The organism is Ancylobacter gelatini (genome assembly GCF_022601675.1).
GTDB classification, from domain to species: domain Bacteria; phylum Pseudomonadota; class Alphaproteobacteria; order Rhizobiales; family Xanthobacteraceae; genus Ancylobacter; species Ancylobacter gelatini.
In genome coordinates, this window is the sequence record NZ_JAKVIL010000006.1 from 38,689 (window position 1) to 63,912 (window position 25,224).

Sequence of the window (25,224 nt, forward strand, 5' to 3'; positions counted from 1 at the left end):
GAACCTTCACAGCGGCAAGTTGTCGTGCTTCTTCGCCGGGGCTTCGACCTTTTTCGAAGCCAGCATGGCGAGGGCACGGGCGATGCGTTTGCGGGTCGAGCGCGGCGTGATCACCTCGTCGATATAGCCGCGCTCCGCCGCGACAAACGGCGAGAGGAAGCGCTGCTCATATTCCTTCGTCCGCGTCGCGATTTTCTCGGGGTCGTCGATATCGGCACGGAAGATGATCTCCACCGCGCCCTTGGCGCCCATCACCGCGATCTGCGCGGTCGGCCACGCGTAGTTCACGTCGCCGCCGACATGCTTGGAGGCCATCACGTCATAGGCGCCGCCGAAGGCCTTGCGGGTGATGACGGTGACCAGCGGCACGGTGGCCTGGCTGTAGGCGAAGAGCAGCTTGGCGCCATGCTTGATCAGCCCGCCATATTCCTGCGCCGTACCGGGGAGGAAGCCGGGGACGTCGACCAGCGTCACGATCGGGATTTCAAAGGCGTCGCAGAACCTTACGAAGCGCGCGGCCTTGCGCGACGCATCTGAATCGAGCACGCCCGCCAGCACCATGGGCTGGTTGGCGACGAAGCCGACCGTCTTGCCCTGCACCCGGCCGAAGGCGGTGATGATGTTACCGGCGAAGCCTTGCTGGATCTCGAAGATGTCGCCTTCGTCGGCGATCTTCGCGATCAGTTCCTTCATGTCGTAGGGCTTGTTCGGGTTGTCCGGCACCAGCGTGTCGAGCGAGGGATCGAGGCGCTCGCCATCGTCGAAACTCGGCCATTCCGGCGCGCCGTCGGCGTTATTGGCGGGCAGAAAATCGATCAGCCGGCGCATCTGCAGCAGGCACTCGACATCATTGTCGAAGGCGCCGTCCGCCACCGACGACTTGGTGGTGTGCACCTTGGCGCCGCCCAACTCCTCGGCGGTCACCGTCTCGTTGGTGACGGTCTTCACCACGTCCGGGCCGGTGACGAACATGTAGGAGGTATCGCGCACCATGAAGATGAAGTCGGTCATGGCCGGCGAATAGACGTCGCCACCTGCGCACGGACCCATGATGACGGAAATCTGCGGGATCACGCCCGAGGCCAGCACGTTGCGCTTGAACACCTCGCCATAGCCGCCGAGCGCGGCGACGCCTTCCTGGATGCGCGCCCCGCCGGCGTCGAACAGGCCGATGATCGGGGCGCGGGTCTTCAGCGCGAGGTCCTGGATCTTGGTGATCTTCGCCGCGTGCGCTTCCGAGAGCGAGCCGCCGAACACGGTGAAGTCCTTGGCGAAGACGAAGACGCGGCGGCCATTCACCGTGCCCCAGCCGGTCACCACGCCGTCGCCGGGAATCTTCTCGGCCTTGTCCATGCCGAAATCGGTGCAGCGGTGCTGCACGAAGGTGTCGAACTCCTCGAAGGAGCCGGTGTCGAGCATCAGCTCGATGCGCTCGCGGGCGGTCAGCTTGCCGCGCTTGTGCTGAGCGCTGATGCGTTTTTCGCCGCCACCGAGGCGCGCTCCGGCGCGGCGCTGTTCGAGCTCGTCGAGTATGTGCTTCATGGCGGGCACCGATCGGGCAGTGGTTGGGGCCCGGACGACGGGCCGGGCGTGATGTTGCAGTTCTAGGCCCTTGCCGGACAAAAGATAAGCTGTGAAAATGCGGATCGTGAAATTGTAAAATCTTCACAAAGTGGAAGGCGCGCCGAGCCGATGGACCTTCGCCCTTCGCGCTTCCCCCGAGAGGAGGTGGGGCGCCGTTTCGCTAGCCTGTCGCTGTTCACCGACCCGCTTCGCGGGCCATCGCTCTCCAATGGGAGAGGCAAAGCTAGAGCACTTCCCGCGGATTGTGGAGCCGCACCATGTCCAAGAAAGTCTTTGCCGGTCATGCGGTGCGCAATCTTCGCGAGAAGCTGGGGCTGACGCAGGTCGACTTCGCCCGCCGCCTGTCGCTGTCGCCGAGCTACATCAACCAGATCGAGAGCAACCAGCGCCCGGTCACCGCCGCGGTGCTGCTGGCGATCGGCCGGGTGTTCGACCTCGACATCACCCGCTTCGGCGCCGACGATCTCGACCGCATCGTCGCCGATCTGCGCGAGGCGCTGGCCGATCCGATGTTCCGCGGCATGGAGCCGAGCCTTCAGGACCTGAAGAACGCCACCACCCACGCGCCCGCCTTCGCCCATGCCTTCCTGCGCCTTCACGGATCGATGCGCCGGCTGGTGGAGCGCCGCGCCGCGCTGGACGACGCGGTGAGTTCGGTCGCGCAGGAGGGCGACGGCGAGGCCCGCAGCCTCCCGCCCTATGAGGAGGTGCGCGATCATTTCCATTACATCGATAATTATGTCGACGGGCTCGACCGCGCCGCCGAGGAGATGAGCGCGGCGCTCGACCTGTTCGGCCGCGACGATGCGCTCGGCATTCTCGTGCGCCATCTGCGCGAGCGGCACGATATCGGCGTGGAGGTCGCGCCGGCGGGCGACCCGGAGGCGCCGCTGCTGCGCTACGACCGCCAGCGCCGCGTCGCCACGCTCTCCAAGGCGCTGGACCGCGCCAGCCAGACGTTTCGCATCGCCACGCTGCTCGCGCGCTTCGAGCAGAGCGAACTGATCGACCGCCATGTGTTCGACGCCGGCTTCCGCTCAGTGGCCGCGCGAGAGGTCTGCCGGTTGTCCTTGCAGAATTATTATGCCGGTGCGCTGATCCTGCCCTATCGCCGCTTCGCGCGGCTGGCACGGGAGAAGCGGCACGATCTCGACCTGCTGTCCGTCATCACCGGCGCCAGTCTCGAACAGGTCTGCCATCGCCTCTCGACCTTGCAGCGGCCGGGCGAGAAGGGCGTGCCGTTCTATTTTCTCAAGGTCGACCGCGCCGGCAACGTCATCAAGCGCCACAGCGCGACGCGCTTCCAGTTCGCGCGCTATGGCGGGGCCTGCCCGGTGTGGAACGTGCACGAGGCGTTCGAGCAGCCATCCAGGGCGCTGGTGCAGATCGGAGAGATGCCGGACGGGGTGCGCTATCTGTGCCTTGCGCGCGGCAGCGTGAAGCCCCCGCAGCGCCACGGCCAGCGCGAGCGCCGCTTCGCACTCGGCATTGGCTGCGAGATTTCCTATGCCGGCGAGCTGGTCTATGCCGACGGGCTGGACCTGCGCAGCGCGAGCGTCGCCCCGCTCGGCGTGAACTGCCGCATCTGCCCGCGCACCACATGCCCCGAGCGTGCCTTCCCCCCGCTCGACCGCGCCATCGTGCTGGACCCCGACCGCCGCGGCGTGGTGCCGTTCACGATTCAGGAGTGACGTCACATCTGCCCGCCGGGTGGTCGAGATCGGGAAGTGGGGCCGATACGCCGAACGATGTTGCCGCGTCGCCGAAAGAGGTATGTCTCCGCTCTCGTCGCAGAATTATGCATGGCCTATGATAATAGATCAGCAAATATGACAAGTAAGCTTATCTATTCGAAGGGATGGGCGTGTGACGGGGCGTTATTGTTCTGTTGCAGGCCTGGGTCTCGTGGCCTGTCTCTGCTCGCTATCCTCGACTGCCCACGAACCGGGGCGGCGTGTCGACCTTGAGCTTGTCATCGCTGCCGACGTGTCGACGTCGATGGATCGCGAGGAAAAGCGCCTTCAGCATGAAGGCTTCGTGCAGGCCTTTTTGAGCGGGGCGGTGCAGCGGGCCATTATCGCCGGCGAACTGGGCCGGATCGCGGTTACCTATGTCGAATGGGGCGGGTTGGAACGCACGCGGATCGTTGTGCCCTGGATGCTCATCGATAGCGTGAAAGCCGCCAAGGACTTCGCCGCGCAGCTCGCCGAGAGCAAGCCCGGCCGGCTGGCCTATGGAACCAATATGGGGAACGCGATTGCGACAAGCGCAAGCCTGCTCGATGATAATGGCTTCAACGGCACCCGCCGCGTGATCGACATTTCCGGGGATGGCATCGCCAATCGAGGCCAGCCGGTCCCCTTGGCGCGCGCGGCGGCGCTGGCACGCGGCATCACCATCAACGGGCTGCCCATTATCCTGCGTCAGCCCTCCGACGTGCAGGAGGACACGGACCTCTTCGACATCTGGGATCCCGAGGTGCTGATCGCCTATTTCCGCGACGAGGTGATCGGCGGCGACAATGCGTTCCTGATGCCGGTGATCGGGCGCGAGCAGTTTGGCGCGGCGATCCAGGCCAAACTGCTGCGGGAGATTTCAGGCGTGCCGGCATCAACCCGGCACGCCGCGCTCCCGGATGCGGCCACGCCCGGCGCGGTTCAGATGTCCAGCGTGTTGTCGCGTTCCCACTGGGTCAGGTGGCGGGAATAGGCGTCCCATTCCTCCTGCTTCAGCTTCAGGAAGCCGTCCACCACCGGGCTGCCCAGCGCGGAACGCAGCACGGTCGACTTGCCGAGCGCGCGCAGCGCGTCGAGCAGGTTCAGCGGCAGCTTCTTGGCGCCGCGCACCTTGTGGCCTTCGGTGTACATGTTGATGTCGAGCCGCTTGCCCGGATCGCGCTGGTTCTGGATGCCGTCGAGGCCGGCGGCGAGCACGGCGGCGGGCGCGAGATAGGGGTTGGCGGCGCCGTCCGGCAGGCGCAGCTCCAGACGGCCCGCATCGGGGATGCGGATCATGTGGGTGCGGTTATTGCCAGTATAGGTGACGGTGTTGGGCGCCCAGGTGGCACCGGAGACCGTGCGCGGGGCGTTGATGCGCTTGTAGGAGTTCACCGTCGGATTGGTGAAGGCGCACAGCGCGTCGGCCGAATGGATCAGGCCGCCGATGAAGTTGTAGCAGAGGTCGGAGACGCCGAGCTCGCCGTCCTCGTCCTCGAACAGATTGGTGTCGCCGGCCCACAGCGAGGTGTGCATGTGGCAGCCCGAGCCGGTGAGATCGATGAACGGCTTGGGCATGAAGGTGGCGCGCAGGCCGTGCTTCTCGGCGATGGAGCGCGCCATGAACTTGAAGAACACATGGCGGTCGGCGGTGGTGAGCGCATCGGCGAAGTTCCAGTTCATCTCGAACTGGCCGTTGGCGTCCTCATGGTCGTTCTGGTAGGGGCCCCAGCCCAGCATGAGCATGCTGTCGCAGATTTCCTTGATGACGTCGTAGCGGCGCATCAGGGCGGACTGGTCGTAGCAGGGCTTGGTGGCGTCGTCGGCGGCGTCGGAGATCTTCCGGCCGTCCGGCGTGGTGAGGAAGAACTCGCACTCGACGCCGGTCTTCATCTCATAGCCCAGGCTATCGGCGCCGAGCAGCGTGTTCTTGAGCACGTTGCGCGGGGCCTGCGCCACCAGCTCGTTGTTCATCACCAGATCGGAGGCGAGCCAGCCCACTTCCGGCTTCCAGGGGAGCTGGATCAGGCTCTCGGCGTCGGGCACCGCGAACAGGTCCGGGTCGGCCGGCGACATGTCGAGCCAAGTGGCGAAGCCGGCAAAGCCGGCGCCGGCCTTCTGCATGCCGCTGATCGCGCTGGCCGGCACCAGCTTGGCGCGCAAGCCGCCGAACAGGTCGACATAGGAGATGAGGAAGTAATTGATGCCGAGTTCTCTCGCGGCATAGGCAAGATCGTGGGCCATGCGTTGCAATCCGCTTTCGTGCTGTTCCCCGGCCCTTTTGGGCTCGTTCATGAATGCAAGCGGCGCGCCGGACGTGCCGGCGACGCCGTGTCAAAGGTCGACATCCCGGCCGCCGCTGGCGACGTGGCCACATCGCGCTACCGCCTCCGGCCGGTGATCAAAGCGTCACAGGCCCGCTATCGGATGTGTGCCACCCTCCCGCCCCGCGCATGAGGCACGTGCGGGAGGGCGGCGATCAGAAATTACCGCCGCGGCCGGGAATCCAGTCGGTTCCCGCCAGCGGCACATTGGCCATGGCGGCGGCCTCGATGGTCAGCGCCACCAGGTCTTCCGGCTCCAGATTGTGCACATGGCTCTTGCCGCAGGCGCGGGCGATGGTCTGGCACTCCAGCGTCAGCACGGCGAGGTAATTGGCGAGCCGGCGGCCGGCGGCGACCGGATCGAGGCGCGCCATCAGCGCCGGGTCCTGCGTGGTGATGCCGGCGGGGTCGCGGCCCTCGTGCCAGTCGTCATAAGCGCCGGCCTTGGTGCCGAGCGCCTCGTATTCGGCGGCATAATGGGGGTCATTGTCGCCGAGGGCGACGAGGGCCGCGGTTCCGATCGCCACCGCATCCGCGCCGAGCGCCAGCGCCTTGGCGACGTCCGCGCCGTTGCGGATGCCGCCGGAGACGATGAGCTGAACCTTGCGGTGCATGCCGAGGTCCTGCAGCGCCTTCACCGCCTGGCGCACCGCGGCCAGCGTCGGGATGCCGACATTCTCGATGAAGACTTCCTGCGTCGCCGCCGTGCCGCCCTGCATGCCGTCGACGACCACGACGTCGGCGCCGGACTTCACCGCCAGCGCGGTGTCATAATAGGGGCGGGCGGCGCCGACCTTCACATAGATCGGCTTTTCCCAATCGGTGATCTCGCGCAGTTCCTCGATCTTGATCTCGAGGTCGTCCGGCCCGGTCCAATCCGGGTGGCGGCAGGCCGAGCGCTGGTCGATGCCGACGGGCAGCGTGCGCATCTTCGCGACGCGCTCGGTGATCTTCTGGCCGAGCAGCATGCCGCCGCCGCCGGGCTTGGCGCCCTGGCCGACCACGACCTCAATGGCGTCGCAGCGCTTGAGGTCGTCCGGGTTCATGCCGTAGCGCGAGGGAAGGTACTGGTAGACGAGCTGGGTGGAGTGCCCGCGCTCCTCATTGGTCATGCCGCCGTCGCCGGTGGTGGTCGAGGTGCCCATGGCGGACGCACCGCGCCCCAGCGCTTCCTTGGCATTGGCCGAGAGCGAGCCGAAGCTCATGCCGGCGATGGTGATCGGGATCTTCAGCGCGATCGGCTTCTTGGCGAAGCGGGTGCCGAGCAGGACTTCCGTCGAGCACTTCTCGCGGTAGCCCTCCAGCGGGTAGCGCGAGATCGAGGCGCCGAGAAACAGCAGGTCGTCGAAATGGGGAACCTTGCGCTTCGCCCCGGCGCCGCGGATGTCATAGATGCCGGTGGCGGCGGCGCGGCGGATTTCCGAAAGCGTGTACTCGTCGAAGGTGGCGGACGCGCGGGGAGTGGTTCGGGGGGTGTTGGTGATATCGTTCATGTGCCCGCGCCTTCAGTAGCTCGACACGTTGTCGACGTGGAAATGGTAGAGCGTGCGGGACGAGCCGTAGCGGCGGAACTCGGAGATATCGACCTCGCCGAGAATGCCGGCGGCCTCCAGCTTCGAGGCCAGCAGCGCCTTGTGCTCGTCGCGCATTTCCTTCTCCACGCAGTCGGCGCCGAGGCCGGCGACCGTGCCGCGCACAAAAAGCTTCGCCTCATACAGGCTGTCGCCGAGTGCCTCGCCGGCGTCGCCGAGCACGGTGAGCGTGCCGGCCTGGCCCATGAAGGCCGAGAGGTGGCCGACCGAGCCCTTCACCACGATGTCGATGCCCTTCATCGAGATGCCGCAGCGGGCGGAGGCGTTGCCGTCGATGATCAGCAGGCCGCCATTGCCGGTCGCGCCGGCCGCCTGGCTGGCATCGCCCTTCACATGGACGAGGCCGCTCATCATGTTCTCGGCGACGCCGACGCCGGCAGTGCCCTCGATGATGATGCGGGCCTGCTTGTTCATGCCGCCGCAATAATAGCCGACCGGCCCGTCGATCTCGACGCTCACCGGCAGGTCGAGGCCGGCGGCGATGGCGTGGAGGCCGCGCGGATTGGCGATCTTCCACAGCGTCTCGTTGGTGTCGGGCTTGAGCGCGTGCAGCGCGCCGTTCAGCTCGCGCACCGTCGAGGTGGCGAGGTCGACATGGGTGGTGCCGTCCAGCACGGACGAGCTTCGCAGGGAGAGGTTCATGCTGCGCGATCCCAGAAATAGACCTTGGCCGGCTCGGGCTCGAACACCCGCGCGGTCTCGATGCCCGGCAGGCCGGCGAGCGCACGATATTCCGAGCCAAAGGCGACGTAAGCGTCGGTTTCCGCCATGACGGCGGGCTTGCAGGCGATTGGGTCGCGCAGCACGCCGAAGCCGCTCTCGGTGCCGACCACGAAGGTGTAGAAGCCGTCGAGGTCCGAGAGCGAATGCTCCAGCGCCTCGCCCAGCGTATCACCCGAGCGCATGCGATAGGTGAGGTAGGCGGCCGCGACCTCGCTGTCGTTCTCGGTGTCGACGTTCACGCCCTCACGGGCGAGGCGGCGGCGCACGCCGGCATGGTTGGACAGCGAGCCGTTATGGACGAGGCACTGGTCCGGGCCGGTGGAGAACGGATGGGCGCCGTCGGTGGTCACCGCGCTTTCCGTGGCCATGCGGGTGTGGCCGATGGCGTGGGTGCCGCTCATGCTCTCCAGCTTGAAGCGGCGGGCGACCTCGATCGGCAGGCCGACTTCCTTGTAGAGCTCCATGCGCGCGCCGGTGCCGACCACGCGGACCTCCGGGGCGAGCCCGGCGAGGGCCGCGCGCACCAGGCCTTCCTCCGCCGCCGGCACGCTGAGCACCGCATGGGTGCCGCGCGGGACGATGGCGTGGCCGAGCTGCGAGGCCAGCGCGGCGAAATCCATGCCGTCCGGGCCGCGCAGGGTGAGCTTGACGAAACCGTGGTTACCGGCGCCGTAGACCGCGAAGCCGGCGGAATCCGGTCCGCGGTCGCACATGACGTCGAGCATGCCCGAGAGCAGGGAGCCGAGCTGCGGCTCCAGCTTCGGGTCTTTCAGAAACAGGCCGACAATGCCGCACATCGGCAGGACTCCCGGGGCAATGAATGCATGAAGTGATTGCGTAGCCCTGTTGTAGGAGCGGATGATGGGAGCGTCAATGCAGGGGAATAAATTTTTCTTCTTAGGAAATCGGCCGCTGCCGTCTTATGGCTCACGGCGATTCATACCGGCTCGCGCGGATAGATGATGATCGACAGATAGCTCATCGGCCGCACCAGCAGTTCCTCCGGCCCATGATTGGCGGCGCTGTCGAACAGCAGCGAATCGCCGGGCTTCAGGTGATAGGTGCGGTCGCCGTGGCGGTAGACCACCTCGCCGCTCACCATGTGGATGAACTCCACGCCGGCATGGCGGAAGCCGGTATAGGGCACCGCCTCCTCGGAGAGGGTGATGAGGTAGGGCTCCACCGCCACCTCGCCACCGAGCGCATGGCCGAGCAATTCATATTGATGCCCGACCTTGGTGCCCCGCCGCTCGATATGCACGCCCTGTCCGGCCGGCACATAGGAACAGTCGCGCTTCTCCTCGAAGCTGGTGAACAGCATGGACAGCGGGACGTTGAGCGCGCTGGAGATCGATTGCAGCGTGGCGAGCGAGGGCGAGATCAGCCCGTTCTCGATCTTGGACAGCATGCCCACCGAGATGGCCGCGGCATTGGCGAGGTCCGAGACGGTGAGGTCCAGATCGCGGCGGATCGCCCGCACCTGAAGGCCGAGCGCCTGTTCGAGCGTGCGTTCGCTGGTGGCCGGCGCGCCGGACCCCGTGTTCAGATCCTCGACCGGTGCGTCCACCTTCCGGCCCTTCGATTCTGCCACCTTGCCGATTCCCCCGTGCCCCATGGAATGATCATTCCCGCAGATGGGAACTCCATAACCACAAAAAGCCAAGTCCGAACTGTCCCGGAGGCGCGGAAAAGCGCCGGACCGGCGGGCGAACGCCTCGCGCCGTCATGCCGGCTTGGCATTCATCATGCATCGTCGAGGCCGCGCGGCGCACGTCCGGCGCCTTCGGTTGAGCGGTACGAGTCCCCATGCATGACTTCGACATGATCGTTATCGGCAGCGGCCCTTCAGGCCGCCGCGCGGCGGTGCAGTCCGCCAAGATCGGTAAATCGGTACTGGTTATCGAGAAGGGGCGGCGTGTGGGCGGCGTGTCGGTGCATACCGGCACCATCCCGTCCAAGACCATGCGCGAGACCGTGCTCAACCTCTCGGGCTGGCGCGAGCGCGGGTTCTATGGCCGCTCCTACCGCGTCAAGCAGGACATCTCCGCCGGCGACATCCTCGCCCGGCTGCACAAGACGCTGGACCACGAGGTCGAGGTTCTTGAGCATCAGTTCAGCCGCAACGCGGTCAAAAGCCTGCGCGGCGAGGCGCGCTTCCTCTCCCCGCACGAGATCGAGGTCACGGGCGAGGAGGGCGAGAGGCAGGTCGTGACCGGCGCGCACATATTGATCGCCTGCGGCACCAACCCGTTCCGCCCGGATTATGTGCCGTTCAACGGCGCCACCGTGTTCGACAGCGACGAGATCGTCGAACTGCCGCGCCTGCCGCGCAGCCTCGCGGTGATCGGGGCGGGGGTGATCGGCGTCGAATATGCCACCATCTTCTCGGCATTGGATGTGGCCGTCACCCTCATAGAACCCCGCGCGACCTTCCTCGACTTCATCGACAAGGAACTGATCGAGGAATTCGTCCATGAGCTGCGCGACCGCAACGTCGCGCTCCGGCTCGGTTCGGCGGTGTCCACCATCACGCTCGGCCCCGATGATCGGCCGATCGTGAAGCTGGCCGACGGGCGCACCGTGGTGGCCGACATGCTGCTCTTCGCCGCCGGCCGGGTCGGAGCGACGGCGCGGCTCAATCTGGAGGCGGCCGGGCTGGCGGTCGACCATCGCGGACGCATCGCGGTTGACCCCAAGACGCTGCAGACCGTGGTGCCGCACATCTATGCGGCGGGCGACGTGATCGGCTTCCCGAGCCTCGCCTCGACCTCGATGGAGCAGGGCCGGCTGGCCGCCTGCCACGCCTTCGGCCTCTCGCCGCCGCCAGCGCCGGAGTTCTTCCCCTACGGCATCTATGCGGTGCCGGAAATGTCGACCGTCGGCATGAGCGAGGAAGAGGTGCGCCGCCGCGAGATTCCCTATGAATGCGGGATCGCGCGGTTCCGCGAGACCTCGCGCGGCCACATCATGGGGCTCAATAACGGGATGATGAAGATGATCTTCTCGGTGCGCACCCGCCGGCTGCTGGGCGTACACATCGTGGGCGAGGGCGCGACCGAGTTGATCCATATCGGCCAGGCGGTACTGAACCTCAAAGGCACGATCGACTATTTCATCGAGAACACGTTCAACTATCCCACGCTGGCGGAGGCCTACAAGATCGCCGGCCTCGACGCCTGGAACAGGATGTCGAGGGTGTGAGGGGCGCGCTAGGCGCCCGCCACCTGCCGCCGTGCCGCCGTGAGCGTGTTGGCGAGCAGGCAGGCGATCGTCATGGGGCCGACGCCGCCGGGCACCGGGGTGATGGCGCCGGCGATGCCCTGAGCTTCGTCAAACGCCACGTCGCCAACGAGGCGGGTGCCGCCGCCGGCCTTCTCCACGCGGTTGATGCCGACATCGATCACCGTCGCGCCGGGCTTGATCCAGTCGCCGCGGATCATCTCCGGCCGTCCCACGGCGCCGATCAGTATGTCGGCGCGCCGGCATTCCTCGGCGAGGTCCTTGGTGCGGGAATGGGCGATGGTGACGGTGCAGTCCTCGCGCAGCAGGAGCTGGGCGAGCGGCTTGCCGACGATGTTGGAGCGCCCCACCACCACGGCGCGCAGACCGGCGAGCGAGCCGAGCAGGTCCTTCAGCAGCATCACGCAGCCGAGCGGCGTGCATGGCACCAGCGCGTCGAGCCCGACTGCGAGCCGGCCGGCATTCACCACATGGAAGCCGTCGACATCCTTGGCCGGGTCGATGGCGGCGAGCACATCCTGCGCGTCGAGATGGCCGGGCAGCGGCAATTGCACGAGGATGCCGTGCACGCCCGGATCGGCGTTGAGGCTCGCGATCAGCGCCAGCAGTTCGGCCTGGGTGGTGGTATCGGGCAGCTTGTGCTCGATCGAGGCCATGCCGGCCTCCACCGTCTGCTTGCCCTTGTTGCGGACATAGACCGCGCTCGCGGGATCCTCGCCCACGAGAACCACGGCGAGGCCCGGTGTCACGCGGGTCTCGGCATGAAAGGCGGCGACCTCGCCGGCAAGGCGCGCGCGCAGTTTCTCGGCAAAGCCCTTGCCGTCGATGATGCGGGTCTCGACCATGGATCAGCTCTCCAGTGGGGCGAAAGGTTCAGTCGCGGAACACCACGGTCTTGTGCCCGTTGGTCAGCACGCGGTCGTCGAGATGCCAGGCCAGCGCCCGGGCGAGCACGCGGCGCTCGATGTCGCGGCCCTTGCGCACCAGCGCTTCGGCGGAATCCTGATGGGTGATGCGCTCGACGTCCTGCTCGATGATCGGGCCTTCGTCGAGATCCGAGGTCACGTAATGCGCGGTGGCGCCGATCAGCTTCACGCCGCGCTCGAACGCCTGGTGATAGGGCTTGGCGCCCTTGAAGCCGGGCAGGAACGAGTGATGGATGTTGATGCAGCGCCCCGAGAGCTTGGCCGACAGCCCGTCGGAGAGCACCTGCATGTAGCGCGCGAGCACCGCGACTTCCGCGCCGGAGGACTGGAACAGCTCCCAGAGCTGGGCTTCCTGCTCCATCTTGGTCGCCTTGGTGATCGGCAGATAATGGAACGGGATGCCGTCGAAATCGAGATGGGCATAGGTCTCGCGCGGGTAGTTGGCGGCGATGGCGACGATATCCATCGGGATTTCGCCGATGCGCCAGCGATACAGCAGGTCGGCGAGGCAATGGTCGAACTTGGAGACCAGCAGCATGACGCGGCGCTTCTGCGAGCGCGGGCGCAGCCGGTAGTTCAGCGAGAAGCTCTGCGCCACGGCGGTGAACGCCTTGCTGATCTGCTCGAAGCTGAACGCGTCGGACACCCGCTCGAACGAGACGCGCATGAAGAAGCGCCCGCTCTCGGTGTCGTCGAACTGCTGGGCTTCGAGGATGTTGCAGCCATGCTCGAACAGGAAATTGGCGACGCCGGCCACGATGCCCGGCCGGTCCGGGCAGGAGAGCGTCAGCACATAGGTTTCAGCGGGTGTGCTCGTGGCATTGGTGGTCATGGCAAATCTCGTCACAGGGCCGGCGGCGTGCGCGGCGGTGTTGTAGGGAGAAAAGCTGCGGGAGGGAAGCGCGCGGGGGGCTCGGATCGGCCGCGCTCAACCTCGCCCGTCGAGGTGAAAACCGCAGGGCGCGGCGGCGGCGATCAGCGCGCGCAGGAACGCGGCCTCATAGGAGCGGGCGACCAGCAGCCGGTAGTCGGAGGCCTCCGGGGCCTGCCACAGCGTGACACCGATATGGGCGAACACCGTGGTGGCGGCGCTGCCGGCGGCGAACACCGAGGGGTGAAGATCGAGCGCCAGCCCCTTTGCCAGAACCTCGCGCACCTCCGGGCCCGACAGCGCGTACAGCAGCGCGGAGTCGGTCTGCTCGGTGATCGCGGCGAGCCGGCCGAACGCGGCGTCGAGCCGAATGACGAGGTCGCTCGCGGCGTCGGAGAGCACCATCCAGCGGCCCGGCGCGGTGCCGATGAAGCTCAGCCCGCCGGCAGAGCTGACGCGCGGCGCGTCGATCAGGCGCACGCCGAAGGCGCGCTCGGCGGCCTCGGCCAGTTCGACCTCGCGGCCACGGCGCGCGGCGAGGCTCGCCAGCGCGGCGGGGACGAGGCGGGTGGCCCGCAGGCCAGGCTCCACCTGCGCGCCATAATGGCCGTCCGGCGGAAGCAGTGTCACCGGGATGCCCGCGAGCGGGTCATGGTGGGAATGATCAGCCACGGAGCCTCTCCCCCTTGGGATCGATGAAGCCGGGCGCGCAGACTTCCACCTCGAAATCATTGCCGCGCACCGGGTCATAGGCGCGCACGCGGTAGCCGATGCGCTCCGGCCCGTCCTTCAGCAGCCCCAGCCCGATCCAGTGGCCGAGATGCGGTGAGTAGGCGACCGATGTCATGTAGCCCTCATCATTGCCCACCTCCGCGGCCTTGCCGGGGGTGAGGAAATGCGCGCCCGCGCGCAGCCTTTGCGTGCGGTCGACCGGCCGGAAGCCGACAAGGCTGGGGCGCTCCGGATCGGCGATGCCGGGCCGGGCGGCCATGACGCGGCCGATATGATCCTTCTTGGTCGAGGCCATACGGCCCAGGCCGAGATCGGCGGCGGTGGTCTGGCCCGTCAGCTCGTTGCCGGAGACATGGCCCTTCTCAATGCGCAGCACGCCGAGCGCCTCGATGCCGTAGGGCGTAATGCCGAACGTCTCGCCGGCCGCCATCAGCGCCTTGGCCAGCGCCTCGCCATGGCGCGCCGGGACCGCGATCTCGAAGCCGAGCTCGCCGGAGAAGGACAGGCGGAACAGCCGTGCCGGCACGCCCCCCATCACCGCGCCGGCGATGGCCCCCATGAAGGGAAGGCCGTCATTGGACACGTCGGTGCCGGCGTCGACGATACGCGCCAGCACCTCGCGCGAGCGCGGACCGGCCAGCGCGATCTGCGCCCATTGCTCGGAGACCGAGGTCAGCGTCACATCGAGCTCGGGCCACAGCACCTGAAGGCAGAATTCCAGATGCTGGAACACCTTGCCGGCATTGGCCGTGGTGGTGGTCATCACATAATGGCTCTCGCCGAGCCGGGCGGTGGTGCCGTCGTCCATCACCATGCCGTCCTCGCGCAGCATCACGCCGTAGCGCGCCTTGCCGATGGCCAGGGTCGAGAAGGTGTTGATGTACACGCGGTCGAGGAAGGCGCCGGCATCGGGGCCCTGAAGGTCGATCTTGCCGAAGGTCGAGACGTCGATCAGGCCGACCGAGGCGCGCACCGCCTTGACCTCGCGGTTGACCGTCTCCAGCCAGTCGGTTTCCCCGTCGCGCGGAAAGTATTGCGCGCGCAGCCATGGCCCGGTCTCGATGAACACCGCGCCGAGCGAAGCCGCCCAGTCATGGGTCGGGGTGAGGCGGGTGGGACGGAAATCCTGCCCGCGATGATGGCCGGCAAAGGCGCCGAGCGCGACCGGCGTATAGGGCGGGCGGAAGATGGTGGTGCCGGTCTCGCCGATGCCCGCCCCCGTCAGTTCCGCCATGATGGCGAGGCCGGTGACGTTGGAGGTGCGGCCCTGATCGGTCGCCATGCCGAGGGTGGTGTAGCGCTTGAGGTGCTCCACCGAGCGGAACCCCTCCTTGTGCGCGATGCCGATATCCTTGGCGGTCACGTCGTTCTGCTGGTCGACGAAGGCCGGGCCTTTCGAGCCGGCGACGTGCCAGAACGGGGTGATGGCGTAGCGCTCATCCGCCACCGGCGGCAGCGCGAGGATGGTGGTGGCCAAGCCGAGATCGGCTGCGGCCGTCGCGCCTTCCTCCGCCCCTTCGCGCAATATGTCGGCGAGGGCGAAGCTGCCCTTGGCTGCGCCGGCGACCGTGAGGCCGGGCGGGGTGGAGCCGGGCACGAAAGCGGCGATATCCGCGCGCCATGTCGGCTTGCCGCCATGGTGGCAGGTCAGGTGCACATTGGGCGACCAGCCGCCGGAGACGGCCAGCGTATCGGCGGCGAGGCGCTCGGTGCGCCCGTTCGCGGCGACGGTGAGGCCGGAGAGCGTCGCACCCGGCAGCAGGCCGCTATGGGTCGCGACGACCTGTCCGCCCAGAATCGTCCGCACCCCCTGCCGCTCGGCCTCGCGGGCGAGCGGAGCGGCGATGTCGGGACGGATGTCGATGATCGCCTCGACATTGGCGCCGGCCGCCTTCATGGCGAGCGCGTCGCGCCAGGCGGCGTCGTTATTCGCGAATACCGCGAGGCGCTTGCCGGGAAGCGCGGCGTAGCGGTGGACATAGGTCGCGGCGGCGCCGGCCAGCATCACGCCCGGCCGGTCATTGCCGCCGAACACGATCGGCCGCTCGGTGGCGCCGGCGCACAGCACGGCGCGCGTCGCCTGAATGCGCCAAAGCACCTGCCGGGGCTGGAACGGGGCAGGGGTGGCGAGGTGGTCGCTCACCCGCTCCACCGCGCCATAGGCGCCGCCGTCATAGACGCCGAACACGGTGGTGCGGGTCATGATCCGCACATTGTCGAGGCTGCACAGCTCGGCAAGGGTCGCGGCGACGAACTCGCCCGCCGGCGCGCCGTCGATCTCGCCCGGCTCGGCATTCAGCCGCCCGCCGACGCGGAAATCCTCCTCCGCGAGGATCACGCGCGCCCCGGCGCGCCCGGCGGCGAGTGCCGCCATCAGCCCGGCCGGGCCGGCGCCGATCACCAGCACGTCGCAGAAGGCGTTGGCCTTCTCGTAATGGTCCGGATCTTCCTCCGGCGCGGCGCGGCCGAGGCCGGCGGCGCGGCGGATCACCGGCTCGTAGAGCTTCTCCCAGAAATGGGCGGGCCACATGAAGGTCTTGTAGTAGAAGCCGGCGCCGAGGAAGGGCGAGAGCAGCCCGTTGACGCTCAGCGCGTCGAGGGCGAGCGAGGGCCAGCGGTTCTGGCTCGACGCGGCGAGCCCGTCGAACAGCTCGACCAACGTGGCGCGGGTGTTCGGCTCGCGACGCGCGCCCTCGCGCAACTCCACCAGCGCATTCGGCTCTTCCGGTCCGGCCGAGAAGATGCCGCGCGGGCGGTGATATTTGAACGAGCGGCCGACAAGGCGGACGTCGTTGGCCAGCAAAGCGGAGGCGAGGGTGTCGCCCTCATAGCCTTGATAGCCCTTGCCGTCGAAGCGGAAGGAAAGCGGGCGGGCGCGGTCGATCAGGCCGCCGGAGGACAGGCGGCTCATGATCCGCTCCTCGTGAAGACGGCCGACGAAATGGCGTGGGTGCGGGTGTCGCGGGTGACGGTCACCCAGCGCCGGCAGCCATTGGCGTGATACCACAACTCCTGATGCACACCGGCGGGATTGTCGCGCAGATAGACGTAATCGTGGAACGCGGCCGGCGCATCCGCCGCCGACGGATCCGGGCGGGTGACGGTCGCATCGCCGAGATAGGCGAATTCATGGGCGTCGCGCGCGCCGCAATAGGGGCAGGGGATACGCATCAGTGCAGGTTCGGCTGCGCGCCGACTCCCTTTTCGTCGATCAGATGTCCGGTGCGGAAGCGGTCGAGACGGAAGGCGGTTCCGGTGGCGTGCGGCTCGTCCTTCGCCAGCAGATGGGCGAAGCACCAGCCCGAGGCCGGGGTGGCCTTGAAGCCGCCATAGCACCAGCCGGCATTGAGATAGAGGCCGGGCAGCGGCGCGTGATCGATGATCGGCGAACCGTCCATCGACATGTCCATGATGCCGCCCCACATGCGCAGGAGGCGCAGCCGGCCGATGCGCGGCATCAGGGCCATGCCGCCCTCGCACACATCTTCCACCACCGGGAGATTGCCGCGCTGGGCGTAGGAATTGTAGCCGTCAATGTCGCCGCCGAAGACCAGGCCGCCCTTGTCGGACTGGCTGATGTAGAAATGCCCGGCGCCGAAGGTGATCACGCCGTCGATCAGCGGCTTGAGCCCTTCGGAGACGAAGGCCTGCAGCACATGGCTTTCGATCGGCAGGCGCATGCCGGCCATGGCCGCGAGCTTGGAGGAGGAGCCGGCGACCGCGAGCCCGACCTTGCCGGCGCGGATTTCTCCGCACGTGGTCTGCACCCCCGTCACCACGTCGCCCTCGCGGATCAGGCCGGTGACCTCGCAGTTCTGGATGATGTCGACGCCGAGCCGGTCGGCGCCGCGCGCATAGCCCCACACCACGGCGTCGTGGCGCGCGGTGCCGGCGCGGCGCTGCAACAGGCCACCGCGGATCGGGAAGCGGGCATTGGCGAAATCAAGGAACGGGTACATGGCCCGCACGCCCTCGGTGTCCAGCAGTTCCGAATCCGCCCCGTTCAGCCGCATCGCGTTGCCGCGCCGCGCATAGGCGTCGCGCTGGGCGTCGGAATGGTAGAGGTTGAGGATGCCGCGCTGGCTCACCATCGCGTTGTAGTTCAGCTCCTGCTCCAGCCCTTCCCAGAGCTTCATCGAGAACTCGTAGAACGGCTCGTTGCCCGGCAGCAGGTAGTTGGAGCGGATGATAGTGGTGTTCCGCCCGGCATTGCCGGAGCCGATATAGCCCTTCTCGATCACCGCCACGTTGCGGATGCCGTGCTGGCTGGCGAGGTAATAGGCCGTGGCCAGCCCATGCCCGCCGCCACCGACGATGATCACGTCATAGGAAGGCTTCGGGCTGGCATCGCGCCAGGCCGGCTTCCAGCCGGATTGGCCGGACAGGCCGTTGCGAAGAAGGCTGAGGAAGGAATAGCGCATGGCGGCTCGCTGCATCTGTCGATAAAGCTATAGTGCGCGGCGAAGCCGGTGATAATATAAGTTTTGGTTATAGTTCGGAAGGCGTCGCTCGTGGCGCGCGATCAAGGAGTTGCGCCAACCCATGCCCCCTTCCGACACGCTGCCCTTCGACCTTCGCGCGCTGGAAATCTTCCTCGCCGTCTGCGACGCCGGCACCATGGCGCAGGCGGCGCGGCGGCTCTCGCTCACCCAGCCGGCGATCTCGCAGGCCATTGCCGACATGGAGCGGCGCATCGGCATCGCGCTGTTCGACCGGCGCGCCCGTCCGCTCGCCCTCACCGCCGCCGGCGGCGCGCTGCGCCAGCGGGCGAGCGCGCTGCTTTCCGAGGCGCGCCAGATCGCGCCGCTGCTGCGCGAGGCCGAGCATGCGCGCCTGCCGCTGCTGCGCGCCGGGCTGGTGGATTCGCTTGCCCGAGCGCTGATGGCCCCGCTCGCCGGCCGGCTGGACGAGATGGCGGAACAGGTGTCGCTGCTCTCCGGGCTGACCGCCTCCCATGCCGGGGCGCTGCTCACGCGCCAGCTCGACCTGCTGGTCGGTGCCGACGAACTCGACGAGATCGAGGGGCTGGAGCGCTGGCCGCTGCTGAGCGAGCCTTACATCCTGCTGCTGCCGGAAGCCGCTCCCGCGCCGATCCGCGCGGGCGATCTGGCGGAACTGGCGCGGCAGACGCCGCTGGTTCGCTTCTCCGCTCGCTCCAAGACCGGCATGGAGATCGAGCGCCATCTGCGACGGCTGCGGCTCGATCTGCCGCGCCGGCTGGAGTTTGATACCCCCTATGGGGTGAGCGCCAGCGTCGCGGCCGGCGCCGGCTTTGCCATCACCACGCCGCTCTGCCTGCTGGAGGCCGGCGTCCCGCTGGCGGGGCTGGCCTGCCATCCGCTGCCCGGCCCCTCGCTGACGCGCCATTTGACCTTGATCGCGCGCCGGCAGGAGCTCGGCCGCCTGCCGCGCGAGGTCGCCGCCTTCTGCCGCGAGCGGCTGGCGGCGCAACAGGAGGCGGTGCGCGCGCTGGTGGGCGAGAAGCTGGCGGCGGAGTTTCGCGTGGAGGGGTGAGGGGCGACCTCAGCCGCGATAGCGCCGCGCCGCCAGCACCGCGTTAAGCCCGCCAAAGGCGAAGCTCGACGACAGCGCGACCTCGATATCGGCCGCGCGGGCCTCATTGGGCACGCAGTCGATATCGCAGTCCGGGTCCTTCTCGCGGAAGCCCATGGTCGGGGGCAGGAAGCCCTCGCGCAAAGCGAGCACCATGGTCACCATGTCGAGCGCGCCGGAGGCGCTCATGGTGTGGCCGTACATCGATTTGGAGGACGAGACCGGCAGCGCCGCCATGCGGTTGCCGAACACGGCGCGCAGCGCGGCGCTCTCGGTCTTGTCGTTCAGCGGCGTCGCGGTGCCGTGGGCGTTCACATAGTCCACCGCGTCGGGCGACAGGCCGGCATCCTCCAGCGTCGCGGCGATGGAGCGGGCGCAGCTCGCCATGTCCGGGGCGGTGATGTCCATGCCGTCCGCGCTCATGCCGAAGCCGATCAGCTCGGCATGGATGGTGGCGCCGCGCGCCACGGCGTGGTCGAGATTTTCCAGCACCACCGCGCCCGCGCCCTCGCCGATCACCAGCCCACCGCGATCCTTGGAGAACGGGCGGCAGGCGTCGGGGGCCAGCACGCGCAAGGCTTCCCAGCTCTTGAGCATGCCGTAGGTGATCTGCGATTCCGCCCCGCCCGCCAGCGCGACATCGAGCATGCCGGCGCGGATCATGTGGAAGGCGGTGCCGATGGCGTGCGAGGCCGAGGAGCAGGCCGAGGCGATGGAGAAGGACGGGCCGTGAATGCCGAGGTCCATGGTGACATGGCTCACCGGCCCACTCGGCATGGCGCGCGGCACGGTGAAGGGATGCGGGCGCGGCGCCTTGTCGAAATAGAGCTTGCGGTAGCTGTCGTCGACGGCGTGATAGCCGACCGAGGCGGCGAAGATCGCCCCGACGCGGTGGGGCGCGACGCCCTCGCGCGCGGCGCCGGCATCCGCCATCGCCTGCCGCGCGGCGACGAGGCCGAGCTGGCTGGTGCGGTCGATGAGGCCGAGCTGGCGCGGCTCGAAATGCGCCTCGGGGTTGAAATCGCGCACCTCGGCGGAAATCCGGGTCTTCATGGTCGACACATCGACGCCGCGCGTCTCGCCAATGCCGACCGTGCCGGCCTTCAGCCCGGCCAGATGCGCGCCGACGTCATTGCCCAGCGCCGAGAGCGAACCGAGCCCGGTGATCGCAACCCGCGCCGCCATCAGGCCGAAGCCGCCCGGGCGTTCTTGGCGGCCAGAAGCTCCGCCACATGGTCCACCAGCGCGCCGACGGTCACGTCGTTGCCGTTGAGCGGGCCGTCATTGGGGATCTCGATCCCGAAGCGGCTTTCCAGCTTGAAGATGGTCTCGATGAGATCGAGCGACGAGATGCCGAGTTCCGCGACCGGGGTGTCGCGGGTCATGAGGCTCGAATCGACGCCGACTTCCCCGGCGATGAACTCGACGATTTCGGCGACGGCGGGATCGTCTGTCTGCATGCGTCTCTGCTCAGGTTTCCAGCATCGCTCACCGCGGCGCGGCAGCGGCTCGCTTGTCGTGTGGTAGCACAAACCGGGGCGGTGCCAATAACCGCTCCGCTCCATGCTGACATGCACATGGCCGACATATATGTCCGGCGCATGTCACCCGCACCCCGTGCAGGGCTGCCGCTCAGGGCATGCTGGCGACCCCGGCGCCGCCGATCCCGGTGCCGGGCTTGCCCCGGATCACGTCCGACAGGAAGCCGAGCGAGGCCTTGGGCGTGCGCTTCTGCGTCGCGAAGTCGACATGCACCACGCCGAAGCGCCGGCGCTCGCCCTCCGCCCACTCGAAATTGTCGAGCAGCGACCACACGAAATAGCCCTGCAACGCGCAGCCCTTGCCGATGGCGTCGGCGGCGGCGGCGAGATGCGCGCGCAGGAACTCGACGCGCTGCGGATCGATGACCACGCCGTTCACCGGCGCGGGATCGTCGAAGCAGGCGCCGTTCTCGGTGATGAACACCAGCGGGTTGCCATAGTGATCGCGCAGCCGCGCCAGCACCTCGACCATGCCTTGCGGCTCGATCGGCCAGCCCATGGCGGTGGTGTGCGTGCCGGGCGGCAGCGGGCCGAAACTTGCCTGCGCCAGGAAGCTGTCGGGCGCGTTCACCACATGGGCGCGGCCGTAATAGTTCACGCCGAGGAAATCCAGCGGCGCGCGGATGGCGGCGAGATCACCCGGCTGGACCAGCGGGGCGAAATCCGCCTCGAACGCGGCCGGGTAGCGGCCATGGAACAGCGGGTCGAGATTGATGGTGTTCCACGCCGCATCGAAGCGCGCGGCGGCGGCGGCATCTTCCGGCCTGTCGGTGGCCGGCAGCACCGGCTGGAGCGACAGCACGGTGCCGAGCATCAGATCGGAATGCGCCGCCCTGAGCGCGCGCAGCGCCGTGCCCTGCGCGAGGTTCTGGTGGTGCTGCGCCTTCACATAGCTGGCCCAGCCGGTGAGGCCCGGCGCATGATTGCCGAAGCCATGGCCGAAAATGGCGTGCACCGACGGCTCGTTGAGCATCGCCCAGCTCTTCACCCGGTCGCCGAGCCGGGCGACGGTGGCCTGCGCGTAATCGGTGAACCAGCCGGCAATGTCGCGATTGTGCCAGCCGCCGCGGTCCTGCAGCGCCTGCGGCAGGTCCCAGTGATAGAGGCAGGCGAACGGGCTGATGCCCTGCGCGAGCAGCGCGTCGACAAGGCGGTCGTAGAAGTCGAGGCCCTTGGCGTTCACGGCGCCCGTGCCTTCCGGCATGACGCGCGGCCAGGCGATGGAAAAGCGGTAGGCCTGGAGCCCGGCGCGGGCCATCAGCTCCACGTCGCCGGCGTAGAGATTGTAATGGTCGCAGGCGACATCGCCCGTGGTGCCGTCATTGATGCGGCCCGGCGTGTGGGAAAACGTGTCCCAGATGCTCGGACCGCGCCCGTCCGCCGTGACGGCGCCCTCGATCTGGTAGGCCGAGGTGGAGGCGCCCCACAGGAAGGCCGGTGGCAGGCGCGGCACGCTGGCAGGCTGGGCCGAGGCTTTCATGGCGACCAGAGGCAGGGGTGAGGCGGCGAGGGCGGTTGAGGCGAGGGCGGAGGTGAGGAAGTCGCGTCGGCGCAGCATGGTGCGGGTTCCGTCAGGCGGCGATACAGAAAACCCCAAGCAAGAGCAGTGCCGCGAGCGCGACAACGCCCTGTACGAGGGTGCCGAGGCTGAAGCGGGCGAGCGTGCCGCCCGGCCGCCAGCGCCCGGCCTCTCCTGTCAGCCAGAACAGGCCGTCATTTATATGGCTGAACGTCATCGATCCGGCGCCCACCGCCAGCGCGGCCAGCGCCCGGCCGCCGGACGAGCCGAGGCCCAGCGGCTCCATCAGCTCCATCATCATGCCCGAGGCGGTGATGGCGGCGACCAGCGAGGAGCCTTGCAGTGTCTTGACGACCGCCGCCACAGCGAAGGGCAGCAACAGAGTGAACGGGGCGGGCGGCACCCAGTCCAGCAGCCGCTCGGCATTCATCTCCGGCATGCCGGTGTCCTGCGCGATCTTTTGCAGGCCGCCGGCGGCGCCGATCAGCAGCACCAGCCCGGTGGCGCGCACCAGCCCGCGACCGGCCCAGCCCTGTTCGCCGAAGCCATCCGCGTGCCAGTGCCCGGTGAGCACGACCATCAAGCCGGCGCCGACCAGCAGCAGGATCAGCGGGCGGCCGAGCGCGATCAGGAATTCCCGGTTGGAGCCGCCGCCCAGCGGCTCGCTGGCGATGTCGCCGAGCGACTGGGTGATCAGCATCGCCACCAGAACGGCGCTGGTGAGCGCGAGCGCCAGCGCCGCGCGGCCGGGCGCGTGGAGGCTGCTATCGACGATGGCGCTGGTATCGACCGGGCGCGGATCGCCGGAGGCGGCAAAACGGGCCATCGCCAGCCCGACGAGGAGGCTGAGCAGCGCGACCGGCACCCCGTACGCCAGAGCGAGGCGCCAGTCGGCCCCGAGGATGGTCATGCTCGCCAGCATGACCGGCGCCGGCAGCAGCAGGCCATGGCCGGCGGAGAGCGCGAGCGCCATGGCCAGCGCCGAGCGCGGCGTGTCGGCGCCGAGCCCGCGCCGCAGCGGCGTCAGGATCGCGAAGGCGGCGCCCGGCGTCGAGGCGACCGAGGCGACGAGCCCCACCAGCGCCACCGGCAGCGAGCGCCAGCGCCGGGCCCTCGCCTGCGCCTGAAGCCACGCCGTGGCGCCGGTCGCGTCGGCGATCTCGGCAAGGATGGCGGCGGTCAGCACGGTGAGGCCGAGCCCATTGAGGCTCTGCGCGAAGCCGAGCCCGAACGCCTTGCCGACATGGCTGGTCGACATGCCCGAGGCATAGCCGAAGCCGACCGCGGCGATGACGAGGGCGAGGAAGACATGGAGCCGTCCCTGCCGCGTGGCGAGGACGAGCAGAACCAGCGCGGCGAGAAGGTAGGCGGCCTGCAGAAGCGACATGGAAAGGCGGGGCCCGTGATGCGGGAAGGGAGGCTTTCGGCTTATCGCGCCACCGCTGCGCTGTCACGCGGGGAGCGCGCGGCGGAGCGCCTTCGCCCGACGGCAGGCGCCGGATGCGGGATTGCGGCAACACAATCGGCGCGCGCCGCTTCCCTTGCGGAGGTGCGCCGGCTCCATCCGTGCGAAAACCGTTCAACTCGCGCGCGACATGCTCTAGTTTGCCGCACCATGATGCGCCCCGCCTTGCCTCGTCTTCTCATCTGCGCCGCGCTTTGTGCCGGCCCCGCCGCCTTTTCCGCCGCGGCGAAGGCGCAGGACGGCGTTGCCGCCGCAGCTCCGGCAGAGGCTTCTGCGCCCGGCTTCATCCGCGCGCAGGGCACGCGCTTCGTGCGTCCGGACGGCACGACCTTCCCGATCCGCGGCATGAGCTTCGGCAACTGGCTGCTGCCGGAAGGCTACATGTTCAAGTTCAAGGTCCACCGCTCCCCGCGCGAGATCGAGGACGTGATTTCTTATCTTGCCGGGCCGGAAGAGGCCGCGCGGTTCTGGGAGCAGTTCCGCGAGGTCTATATTCAGGAGGAAGACCTCGCCTTCCTCTCCGCCGCCGGCTTCACCACGGTGCGGGTGCCGCTGCACTGGAAGTTCTTCCTCGACACCGCCGACCCCTCCAAGGTCGACCCGGACGGCGAGGGCTGGGCGCGGATCGACCGGGTGATCGGCTGGGCGAAGGCGCATGACATCAAGATCATCCTCGACATCCACGCCGCGCCCGGCGGGCAGACCGGCGTGAACCATGATGACGGCGTGGGCTATCCGCTCACCTTCTACGTGCCGGAGTTCCAGCGCCGCACCATCGCGCTGTGGCGCGCCATCGCCGAGCGCTACAAGGACGAGCCGACCGTGCTGGCCTATGACCTGCTCAACGAGCCGATCTCGCCCTATCACGACACGGATTTCCTCAATCCGCGTCTCGAACCGCTCTATGCCAAGATCACGCAGGCGATCCGCGAGGTGGACCCGAACCACCCGGTTATCCTCGCCGCCGCGCAGTGGAGCACCAATTTCGGCGTGTTCGGCCCGCCCTTCGACGCCAATGCCGGCTACACCTACCACAAGTTCTGGGCGAGCCCGGAGCGGCGCGAGGTGCAGGATTACGTCAACTTTGCCAATCGCTGGGGCGTGCCGATCTTCCTCGGCGAGACCGGCGAGCTGACGGACGAATGGAACGAGAAGTACCGCAAGATGAACGAGAAATTCGGCATCGGCTGGAGCTTCTGGACCTATAAGAACCTCGATTCGCTCTCCACCGTCTCCTCGATCGAGAAGCCCGAGGGCTGGGACGCCATTGCCGCCTTCGGCTCGGCCCCGCGCGAGCAATGGGACGCCATGCCCCGTCCCTCGCGCGAAGAGGTGGCGGCGACGCTCGACGCCTATCTCGCCAATGCGCGCTTCGCCAGGACGCGGATCAATCGCGGCTATGTCGAATCGCTGGGGATGAACGTGCCGTGACCGTCGCG

The 25,224-nt window shown here is 68.1% G+C and carries 21 protein-coding genes; 5 read left to right on the top strand and 16 right to left on the bottom strand.

The features are described from left to right. Positions 1-6: 6 nt before the first annotated feature. A complete protein-coding gene (locus MKI84_RS11890; RefSeq protein WP_241619694.1) occupies positions 7-1,542 on the bottom strand; it encodes an acyl-CoA carboxylase subunit beta in 1,536 nt (511 codons plus the stop codon). A gap of 299 nt (positions 1,543-1,841) precedes the next feature. Here MKI84_RS11890 and MKI84_RS11895 point away from each other — a divergent pair, with 299 nt between their 5' ends. Then, positions 1,842-3,275: a helix-turn-helix domain-containing protein gene (locus tag MKI84_RS11895; RefSeq protein WP_241619695.1), complete on the top strand. Its 1,434-nt coding sequence runs from the start codon at positions 1,842-1,844 to the stop codon at positions 3,273-3,275. A gap of 214 nt (positions 3,276-3,489) precedes the next feature. After that, positions 3,490-4,293 carry a DUF1194 domain-containing protein gene (locus MKI84_RS11900; RefSeq protein WP_342593635.1) on the top strand — a complete coding sequence of 268 codons (804 nt, stop codon included), beginning with the start codon at positions 3,490-3,492 and terminating at the stop codon, positions 4,291-4,293. Here the strand turns inward: MKI84_RS11900 and glnT are convergent. From glnT to MKI84_RS11925, 5 genes are all read right to left on the bottom strand, one after another. Continuing rightward, positions 4,242-5,543, bottom strand: a complete 1,302-nt coding sequence (glnT, locus tag MKI84_RS11905; RefSeq protein ID WP_241619697.1) for a type III glutamate--ammonia ligase — start codon at positions 5,541-5,543, stop codon at positions 4,242-4,244. The two genes, MKI84_RS11900 and glnT, sit on opposite strands and share 52 nt — an antisense overlap. 235 nt (positions 5,544-5,778) lie before the next feature. Next, positions 5,779-7,116 (bottom strand): FMN-binding glutamate synthase family protein, encoded by a 1,338-nt coding sequence (locus tag MKI84_RS11910; protein WP_241619698.1) that lies wholly within the window; start codon positions 7,114-7,116, stop codon positions 5,779-5,781. Between the two features lie 12 nt (positions 7,117-7,128). After that, on the bottom strand, positions 7,129-7,857 hold the full coding sequence (locus tag MKI84_RS11915) for a protein glxC (RefSeq protein ID WP_241619700.1): 729 nt from the start codon (positions 7,855-7,857) through the stop codon (positions 7,129-7,131). Next, entirely contained in the window at positions 7,854-8,735 is an 882-nt protein-coding gene (locus MKI84_RS11920) for a class II glutamine amidotransferase (RefSeq protein WP_241619701.1), read from the bottom strand. The genes MKI84_RS11915 and MKI84_RS11920 overlap by 4 nt, the downstream gene beginning before the upstream one ends. A gap of 140 nt (positions 8,736-8,875) precedes the next feature. Continuing rightward, complete coding sequence (locus tag MKI84_RS11925) at positions 8,876-9,553, bottom strand: helix-turn-helix domain-containing protein (protein WP_425353834.1); 678 nt, start codon at positions 9,551-9,553, stop codon at positions 8,876-8,878. 191 nt (positions 9,554-9,744) lie between these two features. Between MKI84_RS11925 and sthA the strand changes: the two genes are divergently transcribed. After that, positions 9,745-11,139: a Si-specific NAD(P)(+) transhydrogenase gene (sthA, locus tag MKI84_RS11930; protein ID WP_241619703.1), complete on the top strand. Its 1,395-nt coding sequence runs from the start codon at positions 9,745-9,747 to the stop codon at positions 11,137-11,139. 8 nt (positions 11,140-11,147) lie between these two features. On the opposite strand, the gene folD is transcribed toward sthA, so the two are convergent. From folD to MKI84_RS11960, 6 genes are all read right to left on the bottom strand, one after another. Continuing rightward, positions 11,148-12,023, bottom strand: coding sequence for a bifunctional methylenetetrahydrofolate dehydrogenase/methenyltetrahydrofolate cyclohydrolase FolD (gene folD, locus MKI84_RS11935; protein WP_241619704.1), 876 nt, complete (start codon positions 12,021-12,023; stop codon positions 11,148-11,150). Between the two features lie 28 nt (positions 12,024-12,051). Continuing rightward, entirely contained in the window at positions 12,052-12,936 is an 885-nt protein-coding gene (gene purU, locus MKI84_RS11940; protein WP_241619705.1) for a formyltetrahydrofolate deformylase, read from the bottom strand. A 96-nt stretch (positions 12,937-13,032) separates the two neighbouring features. Next, on the bottom strand, positions 13,033-13,647 hold the full coding sequence (locus MKI84_RS11945) for a sarcosine oxidase subunit gamma (protein ID WP_241619707.1): 615 nt from the start codon (positions 13,645-13,647) through the stop codon (positions 13,033-13,035). Beyond that, a complete protein-coding gene (locus tag MKI84_RS11950; RefSeq protein WP_241619708.1) occupies positions 13,640-16,618 on the bottom strand; it encodes a sarcosine oxidase subunit alpha family protein in 2,979 nt (992 codons plus the stop codon). Before MKI84_RS11950 ends, MKI84_RS11945 begins: the two co-directional genes overlap by 8 nt. Beyond that, the gene (locus tag MKI84_RS11955) at positions 16,615-16,878 is read right to left on the bottom strand and encodes a sarcosine oxidase subunit delta (RefSeq protein WP_241619710.1); all 264 of its coding nucleotides are present in this window, start codon (positions 16,876-16,878) and stop codon (positions 16,615-16,617) included. Before MKI84_RS11955 ends, MKI84_RS11950 begins: the two co-directional genes overlap by 4 nt. Next, entirely contained in the window at positions 16,878-18,128 is a 1,251-nt protein-coding gene (locus MKI84_RS11960; protein WP_241619712.1) for a sarcosine oxidase subunit beta family protein, read from the bottom strand. Before MKI84_RS11960 ends, MKI84_RS11955 begins: the two co-directional genes overlap by 1 nt. A gap of 121 nt (positions 18,129-18,249) precedes the next feature. Between MKI84_RS11960 and MKI84_RS11965 the strand changes: the two genes are divergently transcribed. After that, positions 18,250-19,221: a LysR family transcriptional regulator gene (locus tag MKI84_RS11965; RefSeq protein WP_241619714.1), complete on the top strand. Its 972-nt coding sequence runs from the start codon at positions 18,250-18,252 to the stop codon at positions 19,219-19,221. Positions 19,222-19,230: 9 nt separating this feature from the next. Here MKI84_RS11965 and MKI84_RS11970 read toward each other — a convergent pair whose 3' ends face one another. From MKI84_RS11970 to MKI84_RS11985, 4 genes are all read right to left on the bottom strand, one after another. After that, a complete protein-coding gene (locus MKI84_RS11970; protein ID WP_241619716.1) occupies positions 19,231-20,445 on the bottom strand; it encodes a beta-ketoacyl-[acyl-carrier-protein] synthase family protein in 1,215 nt (404 codons plus the stop codon). Continuing rightward, on the bottom strand, positions 20,445-20,720 hold the full coding sequence (locus tag MKI84_RS11975) for an acyl carrier protein (protein ID WP_241619717.1): 276 nt from the start codon (positions 20,718-20,720) through the stop codon (positions 20,445-20,447). The genes MKI84_RS11970 and MKI84_RS11975 overlap by 1 nt, the downstream gene beginning before the upstream one ends. Positions 20,721-20,892: 172 nt before the next feature. Continuing rightward, entirely contained in the window at positions 20,893-22,359 is a 1,467-nt protein-coding gene (locus MKI84_RS11980; RefSeq protein WP_241619719.1) for a GH1 family beta-glucosidase, read from the bottom strand. Positions 22,360-22,372: 13 nt separating this feature from the next. Beyond that, complete coding sequence (locus MKI84_RS11985) at positions 22,373-23,707, bottom strand: GntT/GntP/DsdX family permease (protein ID WP_241619721.1); 1,335 nt, start codon at positions 23,705-23,707, stop codon at positions 22,373-22,375. 243 nt (positions 23,708-23,950) lie between these two features. On the opposite strand from MKI84_RS11985, the gene MKI84_RS11990 reads away from it, so the two are divergent. Beyond that, the gene (locus MKI84_RS11990) at positions 23,951-25,216 is read left to right on the top strand and encodes a glycoside hydrolase family 5 protein (protein WP_241619723.1); all 1,266 of its coding nucleotides are present in this window, start codon (positions 23,951-23,953) and stop codon (positions 25,214-25,216) included. The last annotated feature ends 8 nt before the right edge of the window (positions 25,217-25,224 follow it).